Below are 23,861 nucleotides of genomic sequence, written 5' to 3'. Positions count from 1 at the left end.
TGGACGACGCAGTGGCAGGGACTGGCCAAGAAGAGACGCGGGACGTTTGACCCCGCCCGCACAAGGACTCGCAGTAATGGCCACGCACGAGGGTAATACCCTGGACAGCCTGACCGCACCCAAGGTGCGCCTGCTGCTGGTGGACGATCAGCTGATTATCATCGAAGCCCTGCGGCGGATGATCGCCGATCAGCCCGACATCGAGCTGCATTACTGCCTGGACGCCCACCAGGCGGTCAGCATGGCCCTGCAACTCAAGCCCACGGTGGTCCTGCAGGACCTGATCATGCCGGAGATCGACGGCCTGGAAACGGTCAAGCGTTTCCGTGCCGAACCAGCGCTGCGCGACGTGCCCATCGTGGTGCTCTCCTCCAAGGAGGACCCCCAGGTCAAGGCGCAGAGCTTCGCCACCGGCGCCAACGACTATCTGGTCAAGTTGCCCGACAAGCTGGAACTGCTGGCGCGGGTGCGCTACCACTCCGAGGCCCATGTGCTGCGCGCCCAGCGCGACGAGGCCTTTCGCTTCCTGCGCGAAAGCCAGCGCCAGCTCGCCGAGGCCAATATCCAGCTGCAGAAGCTGGTGGCCATCGACAGCCTCACCGGCATCAACAACCGCCGCCATTTCGACCAGACCTACGAAGGCGAATGGCTGCGCGCCCGGCGCAATCGCCAGCCGCTGGCCCTGCTGCTGTGCGACGTCGACCACTTCAAGCGCTACAACGACACCTATGGCCACCTCAGCGGCGATCTCTGCCTGAAGAAGGTGGCGGCGGTGCTCACCGAGCAACTCAAGCGACCGGCCGACCTGGTGGCCCGCTACGGGGGCGAGGAATTCGCCATGGTGCTGCCGGAGACCGACGCCGAGGGCGCGCTCAAGGTCGCCGAGGCCTGCCGGGCCGGTGTCGAGCGGTTGCAGGTGGCCCACTCCGGCAGCGACCTGGGCTTCGTCACCATCTCCATCGGCGTCGGCAGCATCCAGCCGCAGAGCGGTGACGACCACGAAGCCTTCATCGAGCGCACCGACCAGGCGCTGTACCAGGCCAAGGCCGAAGGCCGCAACCGGGTGCACCTGGTCAAGGGCAGCGGCAAGGACCTCCCGGCCTAGGGACGCGGCGGCTGCGACCTAGAAGCTGCGACTGACCAGGCGATTACGCCCTTCGGCCTTGGCCTGGTAGAGCAGGTTGTCGGCGGCCTTGAGCAGGCCCTCCGGGGTCTGCTCGGGGGTCGGATTGCAGCAGGCCAGGCCCATGCTCATGGTCAGCCAGAGCCGGTCCTCGGCCAGCGGATGAGCGATGCGCAATTCGGCGATGCCCTGCCTACAGCGTTCCAGCACCGCTTCGGCGGCCGTGCGCGAAGCGCCCGGTAGCAGCAGCACGAACTCCTCCCCACCATAACGCGCCAGGCAGTCCCGCTCGCGGATGCGCTGCTCCAGCACCTGGGCGACCCGTGCCAGCGCCTGATCCCCGGCGCCATGGCCATGGGTATCGTTGTACTGCTTGAAATAGTCGATATCGAGCATGGCGATGGCCAGCGAGCCCCGCCGGCTGACCGCCAGCTGCCACTCGATCGCCAGCTGCTCGTCGAAGCGGCGGCGATTGCCCACTGCGGTCAGCGGATCCATGTGCGCCAGCTCTTCGAGCAGCCGCCGCTGGCGGGCCAGTTGCAGGTGCAGCCGCACCCGCGCCAGCACGGCCAGAGGATTGAAGGGCTTCTGGATGAAGTCGCTGGCGCCCAGTTCGAAACACTCCACCTCGCGGTGCAGGTCATTGGCCGCGGTGATGAAGATCACCGGGATTGCACTGGTCTCGGCGCGGCGCTTGAACAGCTGGATCAGTTGCAGGCCGTCGATGCCGGGCATCACCACGTCCAGCAGGATCAGGTCGGGGTGCTCGCGGGCGGCCTTGGTCAGGGCCTGCACCCCGCTCTTGGCCAGCATGATGCGCGCCTCGTCGCGCAGCAGGTCGCCGAGGACGCGCAGATTGCTCTTCTGATCGTCGACGATGAGGATCAACGGCAGGTCCGGACGGCGCCCCTCCATGGGCACCTAGCTCGACCGCTGTCCGGCCTGCCGCACCCGTCGCAGCAGATCCGCGGTGGCATCGGCGGCATGCTCGAACTCCACCTCGTTCACCCATTCGCGAATGCGTACCACGTCGGCGCTGTGGGGCGTGCTCACGCAGGCGCGCAGCAGGGTGTCGAGGACCTCCTCGGCAGCGAAATCCGACGTTTGCAGCAGGGCGATCAGGCGTTCGAGCAGGGCCTCCAGCTCCTCGACCGTGCCCTCCTCGCCACCGGCCACCTCGACCAGGATCTCGTCGAGAGACGCCAGGCAGCGCTCAGCCTCGGCGTGCAGGCGGCGCACGTCCTCGCCGATGGGCTGGGCCAGGCGGATCCTGTTGGTCAGGCGTTGCGCCGCTTCCTGCAGGTCGATGGCGCCGACATAGGCGGCGGTGGCCTGCAGGCCGTGGGCGCACTCGAACAGCGCGGTGACATCGTCCGCCGCACGCCAGGCGGAGATCCGCCCCGGCAATTCGGCCTGTTGCACGCGGAAATCGCGGATCAGCTGTTCATAGAGTTCGGCGCTGCCGCGCAGCAGGCGCAGCGCCGACTCGGGTTCGAGCACCGCACTGGCACGCGCCCGCGCCAGCACGCCGATCTCCTTGACCTCCACGACCTCTTCCACCGCCTTGCGCTCGGCCCGTTGCAGCTGCTCGAGATTGGCCCAGGCGGCGATGATGCGGAACAGTTCGGCGGGATCGAGCGGCTTGACCAGATGATCGTTCATGCCGGCATCCAGGCAGCGCTCGCGATCGCCCGGCAGGCCGTTGGCGGTCATGGCGATGACCGGCAACCCGGCCAGCGCCGGTCGGGTACGCAATTCGCGGGTGGCCGACAGGCCGTCCAGGCGTGGCATATGGACGTCCATCAGCACCAGGTCGTAGCGCTGCTGTTCCAGCTGGTCCAGCGCGGCCTGGCCGTCTTCGGCCACGTCGATCAGGATGCCGCTGCCCTGCAGGAAGCCGATGACCACCTGGCGGTTGATGGCGTTGTCGTCCACCAGCAGCAGGCGGATGCCCTGCAGATCCACCACGCTCTGGCCCACCGTCGGCGCGGCGACCGGCGCCAGGCCCAGTCCGGACAGCAGTCGCTGCACGGCGGGACCGGTAACCGGTTTGTCGAGAAGCTCCAGACCCGGCAGATCCTCGCCCAGGCTGCGCACCTCTTCCGCCTCGTAGGGCGAGGCCAGCAGGGTCACTGCCAACTCCGGCTGCCGGGCGCGCAGCTGGCGCGCCAGGGCCAGGCCGTCTTCGCCGCCCAGGCGCCAGTCGACGATGGCCAATTCGAAGACCGACGTGGCCATGGCCGCCAGGGCCTGCTCGGTGGATTCGGCTTCCACCACCTGCATGCCCAGTTCGCGTAGCCGTTGCCCCAGGGTGCGCCGGGCCAGACCGTGGTCGTCCACCAGCAGGACCTGGCGCGGGGTCTGGCTGGGCAGCCGTTCGGGCTCGCCCACCACCGGCAGGGTCAGCCGCAGGGTAAAGCAGGAGCCGCGCCCGGCTTCGCTGTGGACGTCGAGGGTGCCGCCCATGAGTTCGGTGAGCTGGCGGGAGATCGCCAGGCCCAGGCCAGTCCCGCCATAGCGGCGGCTGATGGAGCCGTCCGCCTGGGTGAAGGGCTGGAAGAGTTGTGCCTGCTGGGCCTCGGTCAGGCCGATGCCGGTGTCTTCCACCGCCAGGCTGAAATGGGCATGACCGGCGTCGCAGACGGCGCCGACCCGGATCAGCACATGGCCCCGCTCGGTGAACTTGACCGCATTGCTCAGCAGATTGACCAGCACCTGCTGCAGGCGCAGCGGATCGCCTTCCAGCGCCAGGGGAATATCCGGACCGCAATCCAGCACCAGTTCGACACCCTTCTCATGGGCCTTGAGGGCGCAGAGATTGAGGGTGCGTTCGAGCACCTTGGCCAGGTTGAAGCCCAGTTGTTCCAGCTGGGTACCGCCGGCTTCGTTGCGCGAATAGTCGAGCACGTCGTTGATCACGCTCAGCAGGGTCTCGCCGGAATCGAGGATCTTGCCGACATGGCCGCGCTGTTCGCCGGACAGCCGGGTACCCAGGGTCAGGCGGCTGAGGCCGATCACCGCATTGAGCGGGGTGCGGATCTCGTGGCTCATGGTCGCCAGGAACAGCGACTTGGCCGCGGCCGCCTCTTCGGCGCGAATGCGCGCCTGGTCCAGTTCGAGGGTGCGCTCGCCGACGCGCTGCTCCAGGGTCTCGTAGATCTGCGCGTGTTCCAGGGAGATCGCCGCCTGGGTGGCCAGGATGCTCAGCACCTGCAACCGCCCCGGGGTGAAGGCCTGGGCCAGCAGGTTGTTTTCCAGATAGAGGATGCCGATCAGGCGATTCTGGCGCAGCACCGGCAGGCAGCAGACCGACCGCGGACGGCGCGCGCGCATGTAGGCGTCGCGGACGAACCGACCGGCACGGGCGGCGTCGTCGAGAATCACCGGCTCGCGATGGCGGATCACATGGGACACCAGGGTCAGGGGCACCAGACCCTCGCCGGCATCCTGCTCGTTCAGCGCCAGCGGCAGTCCCTGCAGCACCTTGGGCTCGGCGGCGCCACTGCAGACCGAGGCCTGCACCAGCCAGCGCCCGCCCTCGGGCAACAGCAGCAAGCCATGCTGAGCGCCGCCCTCCTCCAGGATGATACGCATCATCCGCGCCAGCAGCTGATCCAGCGCCAGTTCGTTGGAGATGGTCTGCAGCGACTTGAGCACCGACAGCCAGTCCAGGCGCATGATGTCGCTGGTGGACTGGGCCTGGGTGCGCTGCACCGTCAGGGCAGTGGCCTCGGCCACGCGCAACCAGTGGGGAAATTCGTTTTCCAGCGCCTGGGCCTTGGCTGCGGCGCCCCAGTGCAGATAGCTGCGCTGGGCGTCCTGCAGGTAGGCCCGGGCGATGCGCGGACGCTGCTGTTCCAGCCAGAAACGCCCATAGAGTTCCTCGGCCAGCGCCGCACCCTGGCGGAAGCCATGCAGCCGCGCGGATTCCAGGGCCTGCTCATAGAGGTCCATGGCGGCGTCGGCGCGGCCCTCGCGGCGCGCCCGTTCAGCGGCCACCAGGTCGCGCTTGTGGGCGAAGTTTTCCGGGCAGTGCGCCGCCCAACCACTCAACCGCTCCTGGGCGGTCTCGATCTTGGCCAGGGTCTCGCCTGCCAGTTCGCCCTCGGCGAGCAGGATCAGCGCCTGATAGAAGGCGTGCTCGGCGATGCTGAACCAGCCGAAGCTGGCCGCCAGCGAGGCCTCCATGGCTTCGGCGTGCTGCCGGGCCTGGGGCAGTCGGCGGAACAGCAGCGCCGCCTGCATCTTGTTGAAGTCGTAGTAGTTCAGGCAGAGGACATGCCCGCTGTCCTGCATCTGCCGCACCAGCGCCGCTTCGTCCTGGCCCTCCTCGTCCCAGGTCTCCTGACTTGGGGTGAGGCCCTGCAGCAGGCGCAGCGACTGGCGCAGGATGGTGAAGATCTCCAGGGTGTTGGGATCGCCGATCCCCAGCAGGATCCGCTCGATCTCCGCCGTCTCGCCGAGGATGTCGTCCAGCGGCGCGCCGGCGTGCTGCAGGTGCTTGAGGATGTGGAAGGCGCTGTAGGCGGTGAAGATGATCTCACCGGTGCGCTGACCGGCCGCCAGGGCCTCGCGCAGCAGGGCGACGTTGTCCGCTATGGGGCTCGACCAGGGGCTGTTGGTCACCGCGAACATGGTGTAGACCTTGCACTTGAGCGGCAGATTGCCGGTGCGGTCGACCAGGTCGACGGCCAGCCGCCCGACCTGATAACCCAGCTCGTAGCGACCGTGGAAGGCCGACAGCAGCGAGCCGTAGTTGGCATAGCCGAAGGGCGAGAGATCGCCGTTGCCGTACTGGATCGACAGCTTGACGATGCGCATGACCGCCAGCAGGCTCATTGGCAGGTCGACGTTGATCGCCGGCCCCCAGAGCAGGCCCAGCAGGCGGATCAGCAACTGGGCGCGCGGGTCTTCCATGCGCGGCAGGTCGAGCAGCGCCGCCGGGTTGCGCGTGGCCAGCCAGGCCTCGACCTCGGCGCTGTCGGCGCCAATGGCCTGATTGATGGCGTCCGGTGCCTCCGGCCAGGGCTCGTCCAGTGCCTGGATACCGGCCTTGGCCACGGTCAGGGCTTCGGTGAAGCGCCCGAGGCCGCTGTAGAGATCGATCTGCAGGGCTCGCACCCCGGCTTCCTCGAAGGTGCTGCGCGCGCGCGGCAACAGCAGTTCGCAGATGCGCAGGGCCTCGTTGGCATCGCCACAGAGGTGCGCGACCTCGGCCCATTCCCGATGCAGCTGGAACAGCAGCGCGTGGCGGCTCTCCCAGGCGGCGGCGTCAATCAGCGCGACGGCCGTGCGCAGGAAATCCTGGGCGGCCGGATAGGCATTGGCCTGGCGCGCCTTGCGGGCGGCGTCCAGATTGAGCTCCAGCAGCTGCAGCCGCTCGGCGGGCGTCTCGATCAGGGCGACGGCCAGGTTGAGGTGACTGACCGCGTCCAGTCGCGTGGCGCTGCCTTCGGCCAGATACAGCTGCCCGGCGCGCAGATGGACCCGTTCGCGCTCGGCGGGCGCCAGCAGCGAATGGGCGGCATGGCGCACCTGATCGTGCAGGAAGCTGTAGTGGGTGGGCGTCTGCTCACCCGCCTGGCCACCCTCGGGCTCGGTGAGCAGGCCTTCCTGCACCAGCGACTGGCAGCGCCGGCGGATGTCCGCGGGCGATTCCGCCATCAGCGCGGCCAGGCGGTCGCTGGAGAAATGGGTGCCCAGGCAGGCTGCCCATTGCAGCAGCTGCGAGGTGGCGGCCGGCAGGTCCTTGAGCTTGCCCACCATGAAGTCGACGACGTTGTCGTAGACGTCCAGCGCCTGGAGCCGGGCCAGTTCCCAGTGCCACTGGCCGGTCTCGCCGTCGAATTCCAGCAGGCCTTCCTGCTGCAGGCTGCGCAGCAACTGCTCGATGAAGAAGGGATTGCCAAGGGTCTTGTCCAGGCAGAGGCTGGCCAGGGCCGCCTGGTCTTCCGCCGGTGCCGGCAGCAGCTCGGCGATCAGTCGCTCGATTTCCACCCGCGACAGCGGTCCCAGCGACACATTGCGGATCAGCGCCGCACCCAGCAACCGTTCCAGGGCACTGCCTGCCAGCTGCTCTTCACGATGGGTCGCCACCAGCAGCAGCGGCCCCTGATCGCCGCGGGCCAGCAGGCGCTCGATCAGCCGCAGCGACGGGCTGTCGGCCCACTGCAGATCGTCCAGCCACAGCAGCAGCGGCCGGGAGTCCGCGGCAAAGGCCAGCAGCAGCGCGATCACGGCTTCGTCGAAACGTTGCTCGGCCTGCAGCGGCGGCAACTCGGCCACCGGCGCCTGGGGCCCGAGCCAGCTGGCCAGCTCGGGCGAGACTTCGGTCAGCACCCCGGCGTTACCGCCGAGGGCCTCGACCAGGCGGTCGGCAAAGGCCTCGTCCAGGGTCTGGCCGATCTCCACCAGCTCGCGCACGGCCTGGCGCAGCGCGCCATAGGGCACGCCATTGCCAAGGGTCTCGAACTTGCCGTGGGCGAGCAGCACCCGATCGCCCTGGCGGCGGACGAAGGCCTGCACCAGCGCTGATTTACCCACCCCGGACTGGCCGCTGACAAAGACGGCTTCGCTCCGACCCAGGGTCGCCCGGGCCAGTGCCTCTTCCAGCAAGCGCAGCGGCGCGCCGCGCCCCTGCAGGGTACGCACCGGCACCAGTCGCGCGGGCGGATCCTGCTCGCCGAGGGCGAAGGGCGTCCGCTCACCGGCCTGATGGGCCGCCTGGCAGCGCTGCAGGTCGCGCAGGATGCCGAAGCAGCCCTGGTAGCGCTCTTCGGCGGCCTTGGCCATGAGCTTGTCCACCAGCGCCGCCAGCATCGGTGGTACCGTCGGCACCCGCTCGACCAGCGAGGGTGCGCGCATCGCCAGGTGCGCATGCACCAGCTCCAGCGGATCCTGGGCGCGGAACGGCGGCTCGCCCGCGAGCATCTCGTAGAAGGTCACGCCCAGCGCATAGAAGTCGCTGCGATAGTCCTGGTGCCGCCCGGTCCGTCCGCTCTGTTCCGGGGCGAGATAGGTCAGCGAGCCCTCCAGGCGGCTGTCGCTGCCCTGGACGGCGCCAAAGGCCGTGGCGATGCCCAGATCGGTCAGTCGCAGGCTGCCGGTGGTGCAGTTGCAGACGATGTTGCGTGGATTGAGGTCGTTGTGGGCGATGCGCAGCCGGTGCAGCCGCGCCAGGGCGCGGACGATGGCCAGTGCCCAGTCGAAGAAGTCGTCCAGCGCCAGCGGCCCGGCGGCGAGCAACTCGGCCAGGTCGCTACCGCCGATGTCTTCGAGCACCAGCACCTGGCGACCCTGGTATTCCAGCAGTTCCAGGGCGGCGCTCACCGCCCCGCTGGCACTGGCGCGGCGGGTCAGCTCGAATTCATGGCGCAGCCCGGCCTGGGCCTGGGGCGTGGGATAGTCGGCGGCCAGCTGCTTGAGGATCACCGGCTGGCCATCGACCAGGCGCGTGCCGCGGTAGATCAGGGCATGGCGGCTTTCGCTCACCCGCGTCTTGCAGCTGTAGCCTGGAATCCTCAACACCGCGTTCGCCTCGATCCTCGGCCGACCGGTCTACGCCGGGCCAGCGCCTCAACTATTTCCGTTGCCTTGCTAAAGTCTCAAGGGAACTTTTCGATAAAGTGATATTACCCTAGCCATCATCTGGCATTCGTCCACTGGTGCAACAATTTGCACACTTCGGAGCAATAGGCATGGACGCTGTACCTTCTGTCCGCAAGATCGCCATCTTGGGCGGCGGCGTGTCCGCCGTCACCACCGCCTTTCGTCTTACTAGTGAGCCCAACTGGCAGGAGCGTTACCAGATCACCCTGTACCAGCAGGGCTGGCGTCTCGGCGGCAAGGGGGCCAGCGGACGCAATGCCGCCGACCACCAGCGCATCGAGGAACACGGCATCCATGTCTGGTTCGGCTTCTACTACAATGCCTTCCATAACCTGAGGCAGTGCTACGAGGAACTGGACCGGCCCGCTGGCGCGCCGCTGGCGACCCTCGACGAGGCCTTCTTCCCACATTCCCACACCGCCTTCGCCGACGACTTCCAGGCGCAGTGGACCACCTGGCCCATCGACACCCTGGCGTTGCCCGGCAAGCCCGGCGAGGGCTGGAATCCCAAGCCCTTCATGGCCGCCCTCGGCGATCTGCTGGAGTGGCTGCTGCGGCTGGGCGAGGTGGACGAGACCCCGACCGCCGCTGCGCCAGGTGGCCTGTTCGCCCGGCTGCGCGCACATTGCCGCGAGGAGCTGCAAGAGCGACTCCTGAACGAGGCGGAGCGCCAGCTGCAGCAGGCCCGCACGGCGCTGTCCGACGGCGTCGACCATCCCGTGCTGCTGGCGCTGCTGCGCAAGCTCCGCGGCCTGCTCGGCGACATCCTGCACGACCGCAGTCAGACCCACGTCAAGGCCCACCGGCTGTGGCTGCTGATGGACTTCGGCCTGACCGTGCTGATCGGCATGCTCGCCGACGAGGTCTATGCCAAAGGCTTCGCGGCGCTCAACGCAGAAACCTTCCAGGCCTGGCTGAGCCGTCATGGCGCCAGCGCCGCGACCCTGGACGGCGCGGTGCTCAAGTCCCTGCACGGCGGCATCTTCGCCTATCGCGACGGCGATCTCGCCCAGCCCGACGTCGAGGCCGGCACCGTGTTGCGCGCCGCCCTGCTGGCCCTGACCACGGCCAAGGGCTCCTTTATCTGGCGCATGCAGGCCGGCATGGGCGACGTGGTCTTCGCGCCCTACTACGAGGTGCTCGCGCGCCGCGGGGTGGACTTCCGCTTCTTCCACCAGGTGACCGCCATCGAAGCCGCCGACGACGGCCAGGGGCCGCGGGTGACGCGCCTCCAGATCCAGCGCCAGGTCAGGCTCAAGGGCGCCGCCTACCAGCCGCTGGTGGACGTCAAGGGCCTGCTCTGCTGGCCCTCGGCCCCGCTGTACGAGCAAATCGACGACCAGATCGCCCGGGACCTGCAGAAGGGCCAGATCAACCTGGAATCCAACTGGAGCGGCTGGCAGGGCGTCGAGCGGCTGGAACTGCAGGTCGACCGCGACTTCGACGAGGTGGTGCTGGGGATCTCCGTGGCCGGCCTGGCCGACCTGGCCCCCAGCCTGTGCGCCCTGGACCCGGCATTCGCGCGCATGACCCGGCAGGTGGCTACGGTCGCCACCCAGGCCGTGCAACTCTGGCAGAACCGCGACGCCTGGCAACTGGGCTGGAGCGGCTCGCCCGAGGGCGGCCAGGCCCCCGAGTTGCTGGGCTTCGCCGCCCAGGCGATGGACTCCTGGGCCGATGTCAGCTACCTGGTGGAGCGGGAGGACTGGTCGAGCGGCACGCCGCCGGCGGACATCAGCTATTTCTGCGGGGTGCTCGCCGCCGCGGCCGCTCCGCCCATCGGCAAAAAGGATGACTACCCGCAGCAGGAAGCCGCCAAGGTGAAGCAAGCCTTCCTCGACCTCATGAACGGCAACTTGGGTGCCTATTGGCCGGAAGCCGTGACCCCGGCGGGCTATCGCTGGGACTTCCTGCTGGCACCTGCCGAGGTCCAGGGCCAGGCGCGCTTCGACTATCAATATTGGCGCGCCAACGTCGATCCCAGCGAGCGCTATGTGCAGAGCGTGGCCGGCAGCAGCCGCCATCGGCTGACCACCGACGGCAGCGTCTGCCGCAACCTCTACCTGACCGGCGACTGGATCGACAACGGCTTCAACATGGGCTGCGTGGAGTCGGCGACCCTATCCGGCCTGCAGACCGCTCGCGCCCTGCTCGGCCATGACGAGGTCCTGCCCGGCGAGGACGCCTTCCAGTAGCGCCACCGTCTGGGCCGCTGCGCGCTCGGCGCGGTGGTCCACGGCTGGGGGATAGCACGGCTCGGCGCCGTCCAGATAAGCCAGCAACTCGGGCGCCTGGTTCCAGACGGCGGCCTCGCTGTAGAGCTTGTGTAATTCGAAGCGGATCCAGCCGTCCATGAGGCGCACGCCCAGTTCCTCGATACCCAGCCCGTGTCCTTCGATCACCTCGCGATCCGCCTCGGTGAGGGGATAGTGCGGGGGATAGAACTCGGCGAGGCTGACCAGCAGCTTGACCGAGAAGCCGCGCGGATCGGCCAGCAGTGCCCCCAGCTCGGCGAACAGCGTCGCCTCCTCCACCAGCGCCTGGGCGAACATCAGACGATAGAGGGTGATGTTGAGGAACAGCTGGCCTACCGTGTTCTCCGCGCGAGCCTCTTCCTGATGCAGGGCGAAGCCGGCGAGGATGGAGGCGTTGTGCGCCCGGTACCAGTGACGCGGGGTGGGATCGGCGATGAAGGTCAGCCAGCAGCGCGTCGGATAGGGCGCCTGGTCACCGGCCAGGCCATGCTGCGCCAGGCAACCGGCCAGCTCGGACAGATAGATGAAGTGCAGATTGACGTTGCGCCACCAGGCGCTGCCGGTCACGGGATCCAGGACACCGGCCTGGATTTCCCAGTCGAGAAAGGCCAGCTCCGAATCGCCATAGCTCAGGCCATCGTTGTCGGCGTCGCCAAAGCTCCTGTAGAAGTCCTCGCGGACCGCCCGCCGCCGGACAGGCACGTTCTCGATCTGGCGACAGAGTTCGCGGGTCGCCGCGACGGCGTCTTCATAGGTGTACATGCCTTCCCTGCCCTGCGTGTTGGAATCCTGGCCGATCATGGCGCAATGGCATCACCGACCTCCACGCGCAATAGGCTGAACGCACTAGAAGGGAGCTCCAGTGGCTGTCCCTCATGCCGCCAGTCGCCCTTGAGCGGATCGCCGCCCCGGGCGATCACCACCACGGGTCTTACCCGCCGGTGGTCGGACAGCTTGCGCTGGGGCAGCATGGCGTCGCGGTCATCCAGGCGTACCCGCCGGGGCAGATCGGCAACCCGCAATCGCCGTACCGCCAGCGGTGGACCGGGCTGATCCAGCGCCAGAGCCAGCACGAAGACGCTGTCCTCGGGCCGTACCCGCTGCGCCACCGCGGGCGCCAGGCGGACCTCCACCTCGAGCCCCGGCGTGGCCAGCGCCTGACCGGCCGCCCGCGCCGCCGTCTCCGCCCGGGCGATTCCCTGGGCAAGGGTGGCGCGCAGGGGATCGCCCGCTGGCAGCACGGCGACCAGCCGCTGCCAGTAGCCTGCCGCCTCGGCGTAGCCCCCCCGTTCGTAGGCAGCCATGCCCAGCAGCCCCAGGGTGGTGGGCTCCCCGGGATTGGCGGCCAGGGCTTCGTCGGCCAGCGCCCGGGTCTCGGCATCCAGCTGGCGCCCGGCGGCGAAGAAGCGGGCCTGGGCCAGTTGCCCAAGGACCTCCGCGCGCCGGCCATCACGAGGAATGACCTGTTCGAAGGCGGCCACGGCATCCCGGTAGCGACCCAGGCCGGCATAGGCGCGTGCCAACAGGTACCAGTTGTCGGCCGCCTGGGGTTGCAGTCGCGTCGCTGCCTCCAGATCGGCCAGCAGCGCCTGGGGCGAGGCCGGCGGCGCGGCGAGACGCTGACTCAGTTGCCAGGCCGGCCAGCCGCCCAGCAGCAGGTAGAGCCCCAGGGCCAGGGCCGGGCCGCCCAGGGCGACCGCGACCCCCAGGCGACGGCCGCGGCGCTGGGGCGAAGCCTCCTCGGCAGGACTGTCGGCGAGCAGGCTGCGGCCGGCCTCGGCTTCGGCCAGCGCCAGGGCCTGGTCGTCCAGCTCGCCCCGGGCCGCCCGCGCCCGGGCTTCGGCCAGGCGCTCCTGATAGAGGGTGCGATTGAGCACCGCGCGCTGGTCCGCCGTGGCGGGTCCGCCGCGTAGGAGCGGTACCAGCAGGATCAGCAGCGCCAGGATCAGCAGCAGCCCCGCCAATCCCCAGAAGGTCGGCATCATGGCTCCTCCTCCGCCTGCAGCGCGGCCAGGCGCTGGCGTTCGGCCTCGCTCAAGGCCTGCTCCGGCCGGCGCCGCCGCGTCAGGACCAGCAGCAGGCCGGCACCGCCCAGCAGGCCCAGGCCCGGCAGCAGCCACAGCAGCAGGGTGCGCCCCTCGAAAGGCGGTCGATAGCGGATGAATTCACCGTAGCGCTGCTCCAGGTGGGCGATGATCTCGGCATCGCTCTGCCCGGCCGCCATCAGGCGCTGGATCTCGCGGCGCAGATCGCCGGCGATGGGCGCATTGGAATCGGCCAGGTCCTGGTTCTGGCACTTGGGGCAGCGCAGTTCGCGGGTCAGCGCCTGGAAGCGCGCACGCTCAGCGTCGTCGCGAAAGCCATAGGGGTCGATGGCCGCCTGGCTCAGGATCGACCAGAGCAGCAACAGCAGCAGCCAGCCGGCCCTCATGGCGTCGCTACCAGGGCGCGATAGCGCGGCCCGAGGTCTGCGTCCCAGACGCGCTGATCGATCACCCCGACATGGCGATAGCGCACCACGCCCCGGGCATCGACGAGAAAGGTCTCCGGCGCGCCATAGACGCCCAGGTCCAGCCCCAGCCGGCCTTCGTCGTCGCGAATATCGAGCTGGTAGGGATCGTGGAACTCCGCCAGCCAGCGGCGGGCGCTGGCGTTGTCATCCTTGTAGTTGATGCCGTGGATCACCACGCCCTCGGCCTTGAGTCGAGTGAGCAGCGGGTGCTCGTCCCGGCAGGCCACGCACCAGGTGCCCCAGACATTGACCAGCGCCGGGCGGCCGAGCAGGTCCTGCCGGGTGAACAGGCGGTCGTCCTGCACGCCTGGCAGCGAAAACGCCGGAAAGGGTTGGCCGACCAGCGCCGACGGCAGGGCCTGGGGATCGCGATAGAGCCCGCGAAAGAGAAAGCCGGCCAGCACCAGAAAGGCCAGCAGTGGCAGGCAGAGCAACAGGCGACGGCGCATCAGCGGGACTCCGCGGCAGAGGCAGGGGAAGACGACCGGCGGCGGCGATAGCGCGGATCGGCCAGGGCCAGCAGGCCGCCCAGGGCGGTGAGCAGGCCACCAAGCCAGATCAGCCGGACGAAGGGCTTGATCTGCAGGCGCACGGCCCAGGCGCCCTGCCCCAGCGGCTCGCCGAGGGCCACATAGAGATCGCGGGTCAGGCCGGCGTCGATGGCGGCTTCGGTCATCACCGCGCCACTGGCCAGATAGCGGCGTTTTTCCGGGGTCAGCAGGGCGACCACCCGGCCCTCGCGCTCGACCTGCAGCAGGGCGCGCTCGGCGGTGAAGTTGGGCCCTTCGTAGTGCTGGGTACCGGCGAAGCCGAAGCGATAGCCCTGGAGTTCGACGTGCTCGCCCGGCGCCAGGCGCAGATCGCGCTGCACATCCAGCTGGCTGGCCAGCACCACGCCCAGGGCCAGCACCGCCAGCCCCAGGTGGGCCAGGTGCATGCCCCAGTAGCTGCGGGGCTGACTGCGCAGGCCGCGGCGCCAGCCCAGCGCCGCCACCTTGCCCAGCGCGTCGCGCAGCGCGGTCAACAGGATCCAGGCCGCCAACGCGAGCACCGCCAGGATCGCCGCCCTGGGCTGATCCAGCCACCAGCCAAGCAGACCGGCCAAGGCCGCGCAGCCCAGCAGGATGGGTGCCAGCAGGCGCGCCAGCCAGCGACCCGGGCTGCTTTTCCAGCGCACCAGCACCCCGACGCCCAGGGCCAGCATCAGCAGCGCCATCAGCGGCACGAACAGCAGGTCGAAATACGGCGGGCCCACCGACAGCTTGGCGCCGGTCAGGCTGTCGATCACCAGCGGATAGAGGGTGCCGAGCAAGACCGTGGCGGCGGCGGTCACCAGGATCAGGTTGTTGATCAGCAGCAGCGCCTCGCGCGACGCCAGGCCAAAGGACACCGAGCCGCTGAGCGCCGGCGCACGCCAGGCGAACAGCGCCAGGGAGCCGCCGACCACCAGCAGCAGAAAGGCCAGGATGAAGACCCCGCGGGTGGGATCGCTGGCGAAGGCATGCACCGAGGTCAGCACCCCCGAGCGCACCAGAAAGGTCCCCAGCAGGCTGAGGGAAAAGGCGGCGATGGCCAGCAGCACCGTCCAGCCCTTGAACAGGCCGCGTTTCTCGGTCACCGCCAGGGAGTGCAGGAGCGCCGTGCCCACCAGCCAGGGCATGAAGGATGCGTTTTCCACCGGATCCCAGAACCACCAGCCACCCCAGCCCAGTTCGTAGTAGGCCCACCAGGAGCCGAGCACGATGCCGCAGCCGAGAAAGGCCCAGGCGAGCAGGGTCCAGGGCCGGGCCCAGCGCGCCCAGGCAGCGTCCAGCCGGCCTTCCAGCAGCGCCCCCAGGGCGAAGGCGAAGGCCACCGAAAAGCCGACGTAGCCCATGTAGAGCATGGGCGGATGCAGGATCAGCCCGGGGTCCTGCAGCAGCGGATTGAGGTCGTTGCCCTCCCGCGGAAATTGCGGCAGCAGGCGGGCGAAGGGATTGGAGGTGGCGACCAGAAAGGCCAGGAATCCCGTGGCCACCAGCCCGAGGATGCCCAGCACCCGCGCCAGTAACGCCTGGGGCAAGGCCCGCGAACAGCACGCCACCGCCAGACTCCAGCCCGCCAGGATCAGCGCCCAGAGCAGCAGGGAGCCCTCGTGGGCGCCCCAGGTGGCGCTGACCTTGTAGTACCAGGGCAGGCGACTGTTGGAGTTGGCCGCCACATAGGCCACCGAGAAGTCGTCCTGCAGAAAGGCCCAGGTCAGGGCGGCAAAGGCCAGCGCCAGGAACAGCCACTGACCGAAGGCGGCCGGGCGCGCCAGACGCATCCAGTCGGCCTGACCGCGCCAGGCGCCCAGCAGCGGCAGGGTGCCCTGCACCAGAGCCATGGCCAGCCCCAGCAGCAGGCAGAGTTGTCCGAGTTCCGGGATCATGGCGCCGGCCTCGCGCCGTCGAGCGGCCGTCCGGCCTGGCGCAGCGCCTGGCTCACTTCGGGGGGCATGTACTTCTCGTCGTGCTTGGCGAGGATCTGATCGGCCACCAGGCGCCCCTGGTCGTCGAGTCGACCCAGGGCCACCACGCCCTGCCCCTCGCGGAACAGATCCGGCAGGATGCCGGCATAGCTCACCCACACCTCCCGCTGGAAATCGGTGATGACGAAACTCACCGCCAGGGAGTCCGCGGCGCGCACCAGGCTGCCCTTCTCCACCATGCCGCCGGCGCGGATGCGGGTATCGCGCGGCGCCTCGCCTCGGGCGATCTGGCTCGGGGTATAGAAGAGGTTGATGTTCTGCTGCAGGGCGCTGAGGGCCAGCGCCGCTGCGCCGCCCACGCCCAGCAACAGCAGCAGGATCCACAGCAGCCGACGACGACGAACTGGATTCATGGCCGCCGCTCCCGTCGCCAGCGCTGGCGCAACTCCCGCTGCAGCCGGCGACGCGCCTGCCAGCCGTGCAGCAGCAGGCCGCCGAGGACGATCAGGGTCAGGCCGAAGGCCGGCCAGACATAGAGGCCATGACGCCCCATGCCAAGGGCTTGCGCCCAGTCCACGCCGCTCACGCGCCCTCCTCGCCCAGTTCCAGGCGTACCCAGCGACTGCGCCATTCGCGCCTGAGCACTTCCAGACGCATGCGCTGCAGCAGCACGCCGGCAAAGAACAGGTAGAACGCCAGCACCATCACCAGCAGCGGCAGCCACATGGCCGCCGGCATCGGGGGACGCTCCACCAGGCTGAAGGTGGCCGGCTGGTGCAGGGTGCTCCACCACTCCACCGAATACTTGATGATCGGCAGATTGACCGAGCCCACCAGCGCCAGGATGGCGCAGGCCCGGGCGGCGCTCTCGCGATGGTCGATGGCCTGCCCCAGGGCGATCACGCCCAGATAGAGAAACAGCAGCACCAGCATCGAGGTGAGCCGGGCGTCCCAGATCCACCAGGTGCCCCAGGTGGGAATGCCCCACAGTGACCCCGTGGCCAGGGCGATCACGGTCATCCAGGCGCCGATCGGCGCGGCCGCGCGCAGGGCCACATCGGCCAGCTTGAGGCGCCAGACCAGGCCGATGGCCCCGGCGACCGCCAGCAGCAGATAGCAGGATTGCGCCAGAAAGGCCGCCGGCACATGCACATAGATGATGCGAAAGCTGTCGCCCTGCTGATAGTCCGGCGGCGCCAGAAAGAGGCCCCACACCAGACCCACGGCCAGCAGCAGTCCGGCCAGCGCCAGGCAGGGCCCCTGCAGCCGGCCGGCCAGGCGATAGAAGATGGCGGGAGAGCCCAGGCGATGCAGCCAGGTCCAGTTCATGTCGTCCTCGTCATTGGGCCGCGCCGATGCGCAGGCCGGCGGCGATCGCCAGGGGGGCCAGGGTCAGGGCCAGCAGGGTCAGGCAGCCCAGCCAGAGCAGCAGCCCCGCTACCGGCAGGCCCAGCCGCGCCGCGTCCAGGGTGCTGGCGCCAAGAATCAGCACCGGGATCTGCAGCGGCAGATTGAGCAGGGCCAGCAGCAGCCCGCCACGGGCCAGGCCCACGGTGAGGGCCGCGCCGATGGCGCCGATCAGGGTCAGGGCCAGACTGCCCAGGGTCAGGGCCGCCAGGGTCGCCGGCAGGGCCGCGGCGGGCAGCCCCAGCATCAGCGCCAGTACCGGCGTCAGGGCCACCAGGCCGAGGCCGGCGAAGCACCAGTGCACCAGCAGCTTGAGCAGGACCAGCAGCGGCAAGGGCTGGGGCGCCAGCAGCCAGAGTTCCAGGGAGCCGTCCTGCCACTCGCTGCGAAACAGAGCTTCCTGACCGAGCAGTAGGGCCAGCAACAGCGCGATCCACAACAAGCCCGGCGCCAGGGCGGCCAGCTGCTGGCTATCGGGCCCCAGGGCCAGGGGAAACAGGGTCACCACCAGGGCATGGAAAGCCAGGGGCGTGAGCCACAGCGCCGGTCGGCGCCAGGCCAGGCGCCCTTCGCGCCCGAGGATGGCCAGCCAGGCGCCGCTCATCGACCAGCGTCCAGCCAGAGCAGGCGATGGGCGGCCGGGGCGGCTTCCAGCTCGCGGTGACTGGTCAGCACCAGGGCGCCACCCGCGGCGCAATGCGCCTGCAGGCGCGCTTCCAGCCGCGCGCAGGTGCTGGCGTCGAGGGCGGTGAAAGGTTCGTCCAGCAACCAGAGCCGCGGCGGCGCGGGCAGCTGGAGACGGGCCAGGGCGACGCGGCGACGCTGACCGGCCGAGAGCTGCCGGCAGGGCTCGTCCGTCCAGTCGGCCAGCCCCTCGGCCGCCAGGGCGGTCCGGCAGGCCTGCCGCGTCGTCGGGCGCCACAGATTGGCCAGGCTATGGAGATTTTCCGCCGCGGTCAGCCCCTCGGCGATGCCGGGCGCATGCCCCAGCCAGAGCAGTTCGGCGGCGGCGGGCCGGCGTACCGTACCGGCATCCGCCGGCAGCAGTCCCGCCAGGATGCGCAGCAGGCTGGTCTTGCCACTGCCGTTGACGCCCCCGATCTGCAGCGATTCGCCCGCCGCCACGCTCAGACTCAGGTCGTCGAACAGCAGGCGACCGCCCCGTTCGCAACGGAGCGCGACGGCGTCGAGCAGGGGCTGATTCAAGACAGGGGTTCTCACGGCACTAAAGTCGGTCGGGCGCTGGCCGTTAACCCGGCACACGCCCTTGAAGGCGCGCCATTATACACAGGCGATTCCACCGGACCTGCCCGATGACCTCCATCTCCGCGATCCAACCCAGCGCTGGCGTCTCGCCCGCCCTGCCCGTGCGGGCCGCGGCGGCGCAGGCGTCGGACGCGGGGGCGCAGATCCTGCAGGCCCTGCAATCCCTCGACGACCTGATTCCGCCCGGCAGCACGGCCACCGCCGAGGTGCTGGCCACCCGTCCGGCCGGCCAGAGCTTCCAGTTCCTGCTGCAACTGCAGCTGGCCGAGGGCGGCAGCGTCCTGCTCACCACCCAGAGTCCGACCAACAACCTGCCGGTGGGCAGCCAGCTGCTGGTGAGCACCCTCGGCTCCACCCAGCTGGCCGTACTGCTGCAGAGCCTGGAAGGCGACGCGCCACCGCCGCCGCTGCAGCAACTGGATCTGCGCCAGTTGCCGGTGGGCACCACCCTGCAATTGCGGGTGCTGAGCAGCCTGCTGCAACAGCCACCCGGCGCGGCGCCTACCTACGAGGTGATCGCCAAGGCCCTGAGCTCCAGCCTCGAAGGTCGCCAGCTCAAGCTGGAATCGCCCCGCCCGGTGCCGGTGGGCAGCCTGCTGACCGTGGTGATCAAGGACAGCCAGGAGGTCACGGTGCTGCCCATGGCGCAGCGCCTCGACCAGCTCGACATCGACCGCCAGCTGCAGGGCCAGGGACAGCGCCAACTGTCGATGAATGCTCTGCTGCAATGGCTGGAGGACGTCCCCGAGGCGGACCTGCCACCGTCGGTGGGTGCGGCACTCAAGTCCCTGCTGGCCAATCTGGAACACACCGAGGCCCTGACCACCCCGCAGGGCTGGGCGCGCGCCCTGGCGCGCAGCGGTCTGCAACTGGAGCAGCAACTGCTGGATCGCGGCGGTCCCGAGCTCCAGGAAGACTTCAAGGCCAACCTGCTGCGCCTGGTGGATCGGCTGCTGGCCAGCGTACCGGGCGAGACCCTGCGCAATCCCCAGGTCGCGATCCAAACCGCCCAGCAGAATCTGCCCGATGCCTTGCGCCGGGCGCTGGGCGACGCCGCCACCGCCAGTCGCCAGCCCACCGCCCTGGACTTTCCCCTGGGTGAGCGCGACGGTCGCGGCCTCAGTGCCGCCAACGCCGAACTCGACGAATTGCTGCAACTGGCCACTGGCGTTATCGCCCGGCTGCAGACCCACCAGCTCGCCAGCCTGGCGCAGACCCAGGTCTTGCCCGACGGCTATTACCTCTCCACCTGGCAGACCGAGATCCCCTGGCGCGATGGCGAGCGCCTTGGCGCGGTGCAGGTGCGCTTCCAGGAGGAACGACCGCCGCCGGACAGCCGCGGTGAAGCCCGCGACAGCCTGTGGAAGGTGGAACTGGCCTTCGATCTGGCGCCGCTCGGCCCGCTGCAGGTACGCGCGCAACTGGCCAGTGGCCGGCTGTCGAGCGAGTTCTGGGCGGAAAAAGGCGCCACCGCCACCCTGATCGATACCGAATTGCCCCATCTGCGCGAGCGCCTGCTGGCCGCCGGCTTCGTGGTCGGCGACCTCAGCAGCCGCCAGGGCCGTCCCGCACGCCATCCGCGCACCTCCCTCGAACAACGCTGGATCGACGACACCGCATGAGCACGACCGCCGCCCGCCAGGCCATCGCACTGTCCTATGACGGCAGCAGCGCCCCCATCCTCTCCGCCAAGGGCGACGCCGAACTGGCGGAACTCATCCTGGCCACCGCCCGGGAGCACGAGGTGCCCATCTATGAGAACGCCGACCTGGTGCGCATCCTGGCGCGCCTGGAGCTGGGCGCGGAAATCCCCGAGGCGCTCTATCGCACCCTGGCCGAGATCATCGCCTTCGCCTGGCACCTCAAGGGCAAGTGCCCGGCGCATTTGGCCGACCAACCGGATCTGTCGTACGGTTGGGAGCGGATGCCGTAGATATCCAGCTCAATTCTCTTATCGCGGCCATGGGCCGCTCCTACAGGGAGTGATGCTTTTATAGGAGCGGCCCATGGCTGCGATAGTCCAGTCAGGCCGGTCGCTACGGCGCACCGGCATGGCCGCGATAAAACCCGCAAAAACCTACCCTACCCCCGCCGCAACGAATGCCCAACGGCGCCCTTCTCTTCCACCTTGGCGGCATCCCACAGGGCATCCATCTCCTCCAGACTGGCCTCCTGGGGCGAGCGGTCCTGGGCTTTCAGCGCCTCTTCGATGAAGCGGAAGCGCCGCTCGAACTTGGCGTTGGCCTGGCGCAGGGCATCTTCGGCGTCGACCTGCAGGTGCCGCGCCAGGTTGACCATCACGAACAGTAGATCGCCGATCTCTTCCGCCACCTGGGCCGCCTGGCCGTTGGCCATGGCCTCGCGCACCTCGTCCAGTTCCTCCTGGATCTTGGCCACCACCGGCGTGGCATCCGCCCAGTCGAAGCCGACATTGGCCGCACGCTTCTGCAGCTTGGCCGCGCGACTCAGGGCCGGCAGCGCGGCTGGCACGTCGTCCAGCAGCGACAGCTGCTCGGGCGCCGCCGCCTTTTCCGCTCGCTCCTCGGCCTTGATCTCTTCCCAGCGGCGCTTGATGGTCGGCTCGTCCAGCCGCGGCAGGTCCAGCGGGCCATGCAGGTCGCCATCGGGAAAGACATGGGGATGGCGTCGCACCAGCTTGCGGGTGATGCCATCCACCACCTGGGCAAAGTCGAAATGGCCATCCTCGCGCCCCAGCTGGCTGTAGTAGACGACCTGGAACAGCAGATCGCCCAGCTCGTCGCGCAGCTGCGGAAAATCCCGCCGGGCGATGGCGTCGGCGACCTCGTAGGCCTCTTCCAGGGTGTGGGGCACGATGCTGGCGTAATCCTGGCGCAGGTCCCAGGGGCAGCCGTGTTGGGGGTCGCGCAACCGGGCCATGAGGTGCAGCAGGTCGTCGAGCTTGTACATTGGGTGAATCCTGTCACTGGAAAAAGAACGAGGCGCCAGGAGGCGCCTCGTGGGGGCATCGTCACCGGCTCAGGCGGCGCGATTGCGCCGGGCTTCGATGATGTTGGGCAGCTGGGAGATCCGTCCGAGCAGACGACCGAGGGCGTCCAGGCCGGGGATCTCGATGGTCAGCAGCATGTTGGCGGTGTTTTCCTCGCGATTGGAGCGGGTGTTCACCGCCAGCACGTTGATCCGCTCGTTGAGCAGGATCTGCGACACATCGCGCAACAGACCGGAGCGGTCGAAGGCCTTGATGACGATATCGACCGGATAGGTCTGCACCGGCACCGGGCCCCAGCTCACCTGGATGGTCCGCTCCGGCTCGCGACTGGCCAGCTGCAGGGCGTTGGCGCAGTCCTGCCGGTGGATGGTCACGCCGCGCCCCAGGGTGATGTAGCCGACGATGGCATCGCCCGGCACCGGCTGGCAGCAACCGGCGATCTGGGTGAGCAGGTTGCCCACGCCCTGGATCTGCACATCGCCACGCTTGCCCGGCTTGTTGGTCGGCTTGCGCGGCAGGAGATCGAGGGTATCGACGCCCTTGTCCGGCTCCACCAGCTGCTGGGCGGCGTGCATCACATGGGCCAGGCGCAGGTCACCGGCGCCCAGGGCCGCCAGCATGTCCTCGGCACCCTTGTAGTTGACCTTCTCGGCCAGCGTATTGAAGTCCACCGGCGGCAGCGCCAGGCGCGACAACTCGCGCTCGACCATGGCCTTGCCGGCGGCAACGTTCTGGTCACGCGCCTGGAACTTGAACCAGTGGACGATCTTGGCCCGGGCCCGCGAGGTGTTGACGTAGCCGAGGTTGGGATTGAGCCAGTCGCGGCTGGGCGAGCCCTGCTTGCCGGTGATGATTTCCACCTGCTCGCCGGTCTGCAGCTGGTAGTTCAGCGGCACGATGCGGCCGTTGATCTTGGCACCGCGGCAGTTGTGGCCGATCTCGGTGTGCACCCGGTAGGCGAAGTCCAGCGGCGTCGCGCCCTTGGGCAGGTCGATGGCGTGGCCGTCGGGGGTGAAGACATAGACCCGGTCCGGCTCGATGTCGACGCGCAACTGGTCGGCCAGGCCGCCGATGTCGCCCAGCTCTTCGTGCCATTCCAGCACCTGGCGCAGCCAGGAGATCTTCTCTTCGTAGTGGTTGGAGGCCGACTTGACGTCGGTACCCTTGTAGCGCCAGTGGGCGCAGACCCCCAGTTCGGCCTCTTCGTGCATGGCGTGGGTGCGGATCTGCACCTCCAGCACCTTGCCCTCCGGACCGATCACCGCAGTGTGCAGGGAACGGTAGCCGTTCTCCTTCGGATTGGCGATATAGTCGTCGAACTCGCGGGGAATGTGCCGCCACAGGGTATGCACGATACCCAGCGCGGTGTAGCAGTCACGCACCTCGGGCACCAGCACCCGCACCGCGCGGACGTCGTAGATCTGGCTGAATTCCAGGCCCTTGCGCTGCATCTTCCGCCAGATGGAATAGATGTGCTTGGCCCGGCCACTGATGTCGGACTTGATACCGGTGGCGGTGAGTTCGTCGCGCAGCTGCTGCATGACATCGGCGATGTACTGCTCGCGATCCAGCCGCCGCTCGTGCAGCAGGGTCGCGATCTGCTTGTACTGCTGGGGCTCCAGGTAACGGAAGGACAGGTCCTCCAGCTCCCACTTGATATGACCGATGCCCAGGCGGTGGGCCAGGGGTGCATAGATGTCGGCCACCTCGCGAGCCACCCGGTTGCGGCGTTCTTCGGTGGCGTTCTTGACCGCACGGATGGCGCAGGTGCGCTCGGCCAGCTTGATCAGGGCCACGCGCACGTCGTCGACCATGGCCACCAGCATGCGCCGCAGGTTGTCGACCTGGGTCTGACTGCCCAGCACCATGGACTTGCGCGGATTGAGACTCTCGCTGATCGCCGCCATGCGCAGCACGCCTTCGATCAGCTTGGCCACCACCGGCCCGAAATGCTCTGCGGCCGACTCCAGGGTCGCCTTGCCCTCGCGCACCGCCCGGTAGACGATGGCCGCGATCAGGCTGTCCTGATCCAGCTTGAGATCGGCCAGGATCTCGGCCATCTCCAGCCCGGTGTGGAAACTGGAGGTACCCTCCGCCCAGGTGTGCTCGACCTGGCCGGAATTCTCCTCCGCCGTGCGGGCGAAGCCGCAGGCATCCAGCAAGGTCTCGCGATCGAGATTCGGATCCACGCTCTGGATGTGATCCAGCCAGGCGTGAAGGTTGATGCTGCCATCGACGTTGACTGGCTGATGCGCTCTGACCTGTACCATCTA

At 68.8% G+C, this 23,861-nt stretch carries 18 protein-coding genes; 4 read left to right on the top strand and 14 right to left on the bottom strand.

Going from position 1 to position 23,861, the window contains the following annotated elements:
• Positions 1-76 precede the first annotated feature (76 nt).
• Positions 77-1,105 carry a GGDEF domain-containing response regulator gene (locus tag ACZ5R1_RS08695; protein WP_027599840.1) on the top strand — a complete coding sequence of 343 codons (1,029 nt, stop codon included), beginning with the start codon at positions 77-79 and terminating at the stop codon, positions 1,103-1,105.
• A gap of 18 nt (positions 1,106-1,123) precedes the next feature.
• On the opposite strand, the gene ACZ5R1_RS08690 is transcribed toward ACZ5R1_RS08695, so the two are convergent.
• Both ACZ5R1_RS08690 and ACZ5R1_RS08685 read right to left on the bottom strand, forming a co-directional pair.
• A complete protein-coding gene (locus ACZ5R1_RS08690) occupies positions 1,124-2,038 on the bottom strand; it encodes a diguanylate cyclase domain-containing protein (protein WP_027599841.1) in 915 nt (304 codons plus the stop codon).
• A gap of 6 nt (positions 2,039-2,044) precedes the next feature.
• Positions 2,045-8,650, bottom strand: coding sequence for a response regulator (locus ACZ5R1_RS08685; RefSeq protein ID WP_464713033.1), 6,606 nt, complete (start codon positions 8,648-8,650; stop codon positions 2,045-2,047).
• Positions 8,651-8,820: 170 nt separating this feature from the next.
• Here ACZ5R1_RS08685 and ACZ5R1_RS08680 point away from each other — a divergent pair, with 170 nt between their 5' ends.
• A complete protein-coding gene (locus ACZ5R1_RS08680; protein ID WP_464713032.1) occupies positions 8,821-10,926 on the top strand; it encodes an NAD(P)-binding protein in 2,106 nt (701 codons plus the stop codon).
• On the opposite strand, the gene ACZ5R1_RS08675 is transcribed toward ACZ5R1_RS08680, so the two are convergent.
• The 10 genes from ACZ5R1_RS08675 to ccmA are packed head-to-tail and all read right to left on the bottom strand — an operon-like array spanning position 10,852 to position 18,560.
• Positions 10,852-11,748: a hypothetical protein gene (locus ACZ5R1_RS08675; RefSeq protein ID WP_464713031.1), complete on the bottom strand. Its 897-nt coding sequence runs from the start codon at positions 11,746-11,748 to the stop codon at positions 10,852-10,854. The two genes, ACZ5R1_RS08680 and ACZ5R1_RS08675, sit on opposite strands and share 75 nt — an antisense overlap.
• Before the next feature lie 35 nt (positions 11,749-11,783).
• A complete protein-coding gene (gene ccmI, locus ACZ5R1_RS08670) occupies positions 11,784-12,971 on the bottom strand; it encodes a c-type cytochrome biogenesis protein CcmI (protein WP_231501005.1) in 1,188 nt (395 codons plus the stop codon).
• Positions 12,968-13,417 carry a cytochrome c-type biogenesis protein gene (locus ACZ5R1_RS08665; protein WP_027601893.1) on the bottom strand — a complete coding sequence of 150 codons (450 nt, stop codon included), beginning with the start codon at positions 13,415-13,417 and terminating at the stop codon, positions 12,968-12,970. Before ACZ5R1_RS08665 ends, ccmI begins: the two co-directional genes overlap by 4 nt.
• Positions 13,414-13,947 carry a DsbE family thiol:disulfide interchange protein gene (locus ACZ5R1_RS08660; protein WP_027601892.1) on the bottom strand — a complete coding sequence of 178 codons (534 nt, stop codon included), beginning with the start codon at positions 13,945-13,947 and terminating at the stop codon, positions 13,414-13,416. Before ACZ5R1_RS08660 ends, ACZ5R1_RS08665 begins: the two co-directional genes overlap by 4 nt.
• Entirely contained in the window at positions 13,947-15,908 is a 1,962-nt protein-coding gene (locus ACZ5R1_RS08655; protein WP_464713030.1) for a heme lyase CcmF/NrfE family subunit, read from the bottom strand. Before ACZ5R1_RS08655 ends, ACZ5R1_RS08660 begins: the two co-directional genes overlap by 1 nt.
• A complete protein-coding gene (gene ccmE / locus ACZ5R1_RS08650; RefSeq protein WP_464713029.1) occupies positions 15,905-16,360 on the bottom strand; it encodes a cytochrome c maturation protein CcmE in 456 nt (151 codons plus the stop codon). The genes ACZ5R1_RS08655 and ccmE overlap by 4 nt, the downstream gene beginning before the upstream one ends.
• Positions 16,357-16,533: a heme exporter protein CcmD gene (ccmD, locus tag ACZ5R1_RS08645; RefSeq protein ID WP_074583134.1), complete on the bottom strand. Its 177-nt coding sequence runs from the start codon at positions 16,531-16,533 to the stop codon at positions 16,357-16,359. The genes ccmE and ccmD overlap by 4 nt, the downstream gene beginning before the upstream one ends.
• The gene (locus ACZ5R1_RS08640; RefSeq protein WP_044340745.1) at positions 16,530-17,276 is read right to left on the bottom strand and encodes a heme ABC transporter permease; all 747 of its coding nucleotides are present in this window, start codon (positions 17,274-17,276) and stop codon (positions 16,530-16,532) included. Before ACZ5R1_RS08640 ends, ccmD begins: the two co-directional genes overlap by 4 nt.
• 10 nt (positions 17,277-17,286) lie before the next feature.
• Positions 17,287-17,958 carry a heme exporter protein CcmB gene (gene ccmB, locus ACZ5R1_RS08635; RefSeq protein ID WP_027599850.1) on the bottom strand — a complete coding sequence of 224 codons (672 nt, stop codon included), beginning with the start codon at positions 17,956-17,958 and terminating at the stop codon, positions 17,287-17,289.
• Positions 17,955-18,560, bottom strand: coding sequence for a cytochrome c biogenesis heme-transporting ATPase CcmA (gene ccmA / locus ACZ5R1_RS08630; protein ID WP_464713028.1), 606 nt, complete (start codon positions 18,558-18,560; stop codon positions 17,955-17,957). The genes ccmB and ccmA overlap by 4 nt, the downstream gene beginning before the upstream one ends.
• A gap of 107 nt (positions 18,561-18,667) precedes the next feature.
• Between ccmA and fliK the strand changes: the two genes are divergently transcribed.
• Together fliK and ACZ5R1_RS08620 are read left to right on the top strand one after the other, a co-directional pair.
• Positions 18,668-20,242, top strand: coding sequence for a flagellar hook-length control protein FliK (gene fliK, locus ACZ5R1_RS08625; RefSeq protein ID WP_108581091.1), 1,575 nt, complete (start codon positions 18,668-18,670; stop codon positions 20,240-20,242).
• Entirely contained in the window at positions 20,239-20,553 is a 315-nt protein-coding gene (locus tag ACZ5R1_RS08620; protein WP_007158963.1) for an EscU/YscU/HrcU family type III secretion system export apparatus switch protein, read from the top strand. Before fliK ends, ACZ5R1_RS08620 begins: the two co-directional genes overlap by 4 nt.
• Before the next feature lie 149 nt (positions 20,554-20,702).
• Here the strand turns inward: ACZ5R1_RS08620 and mazG are convergent, their stop codons facing one another.
• Complete coding sequence (mazG, locus tag ACZ5R1_RS08615; RefSeq protein WP_464713027.1) at positions 20,703-21,548, bottom strand: nucleoside triphosphate pyrophosphohydrolase; 846 nt, start codon at positions 21,546-21,548, stop codon at positions 20,703-20,705.
• Positions 21,549-21,617: 69 nt separating this feature from the next.
• Positions 21,618-23,858: a GTP diphosphokinase gene (relA, locus tag ACZ5R1_RS08610; RefSeq protein WP_007158965.1), complete on the bottom strand. Its 2,241-nt coding sequence runs from the start codon at positions 23,856-23,858 to the stop codon at positions 21,618-21,620.
• Between the last annotated feature and the right edge of the window lie 3 nt (positions 23,859-23,861).

This window comes from Pseudomonas sp. Pso3, from assembly GCF_055393275.1.
This window is presented reverse-complemented; position numbering and strand designations above follow the sequence as displayed.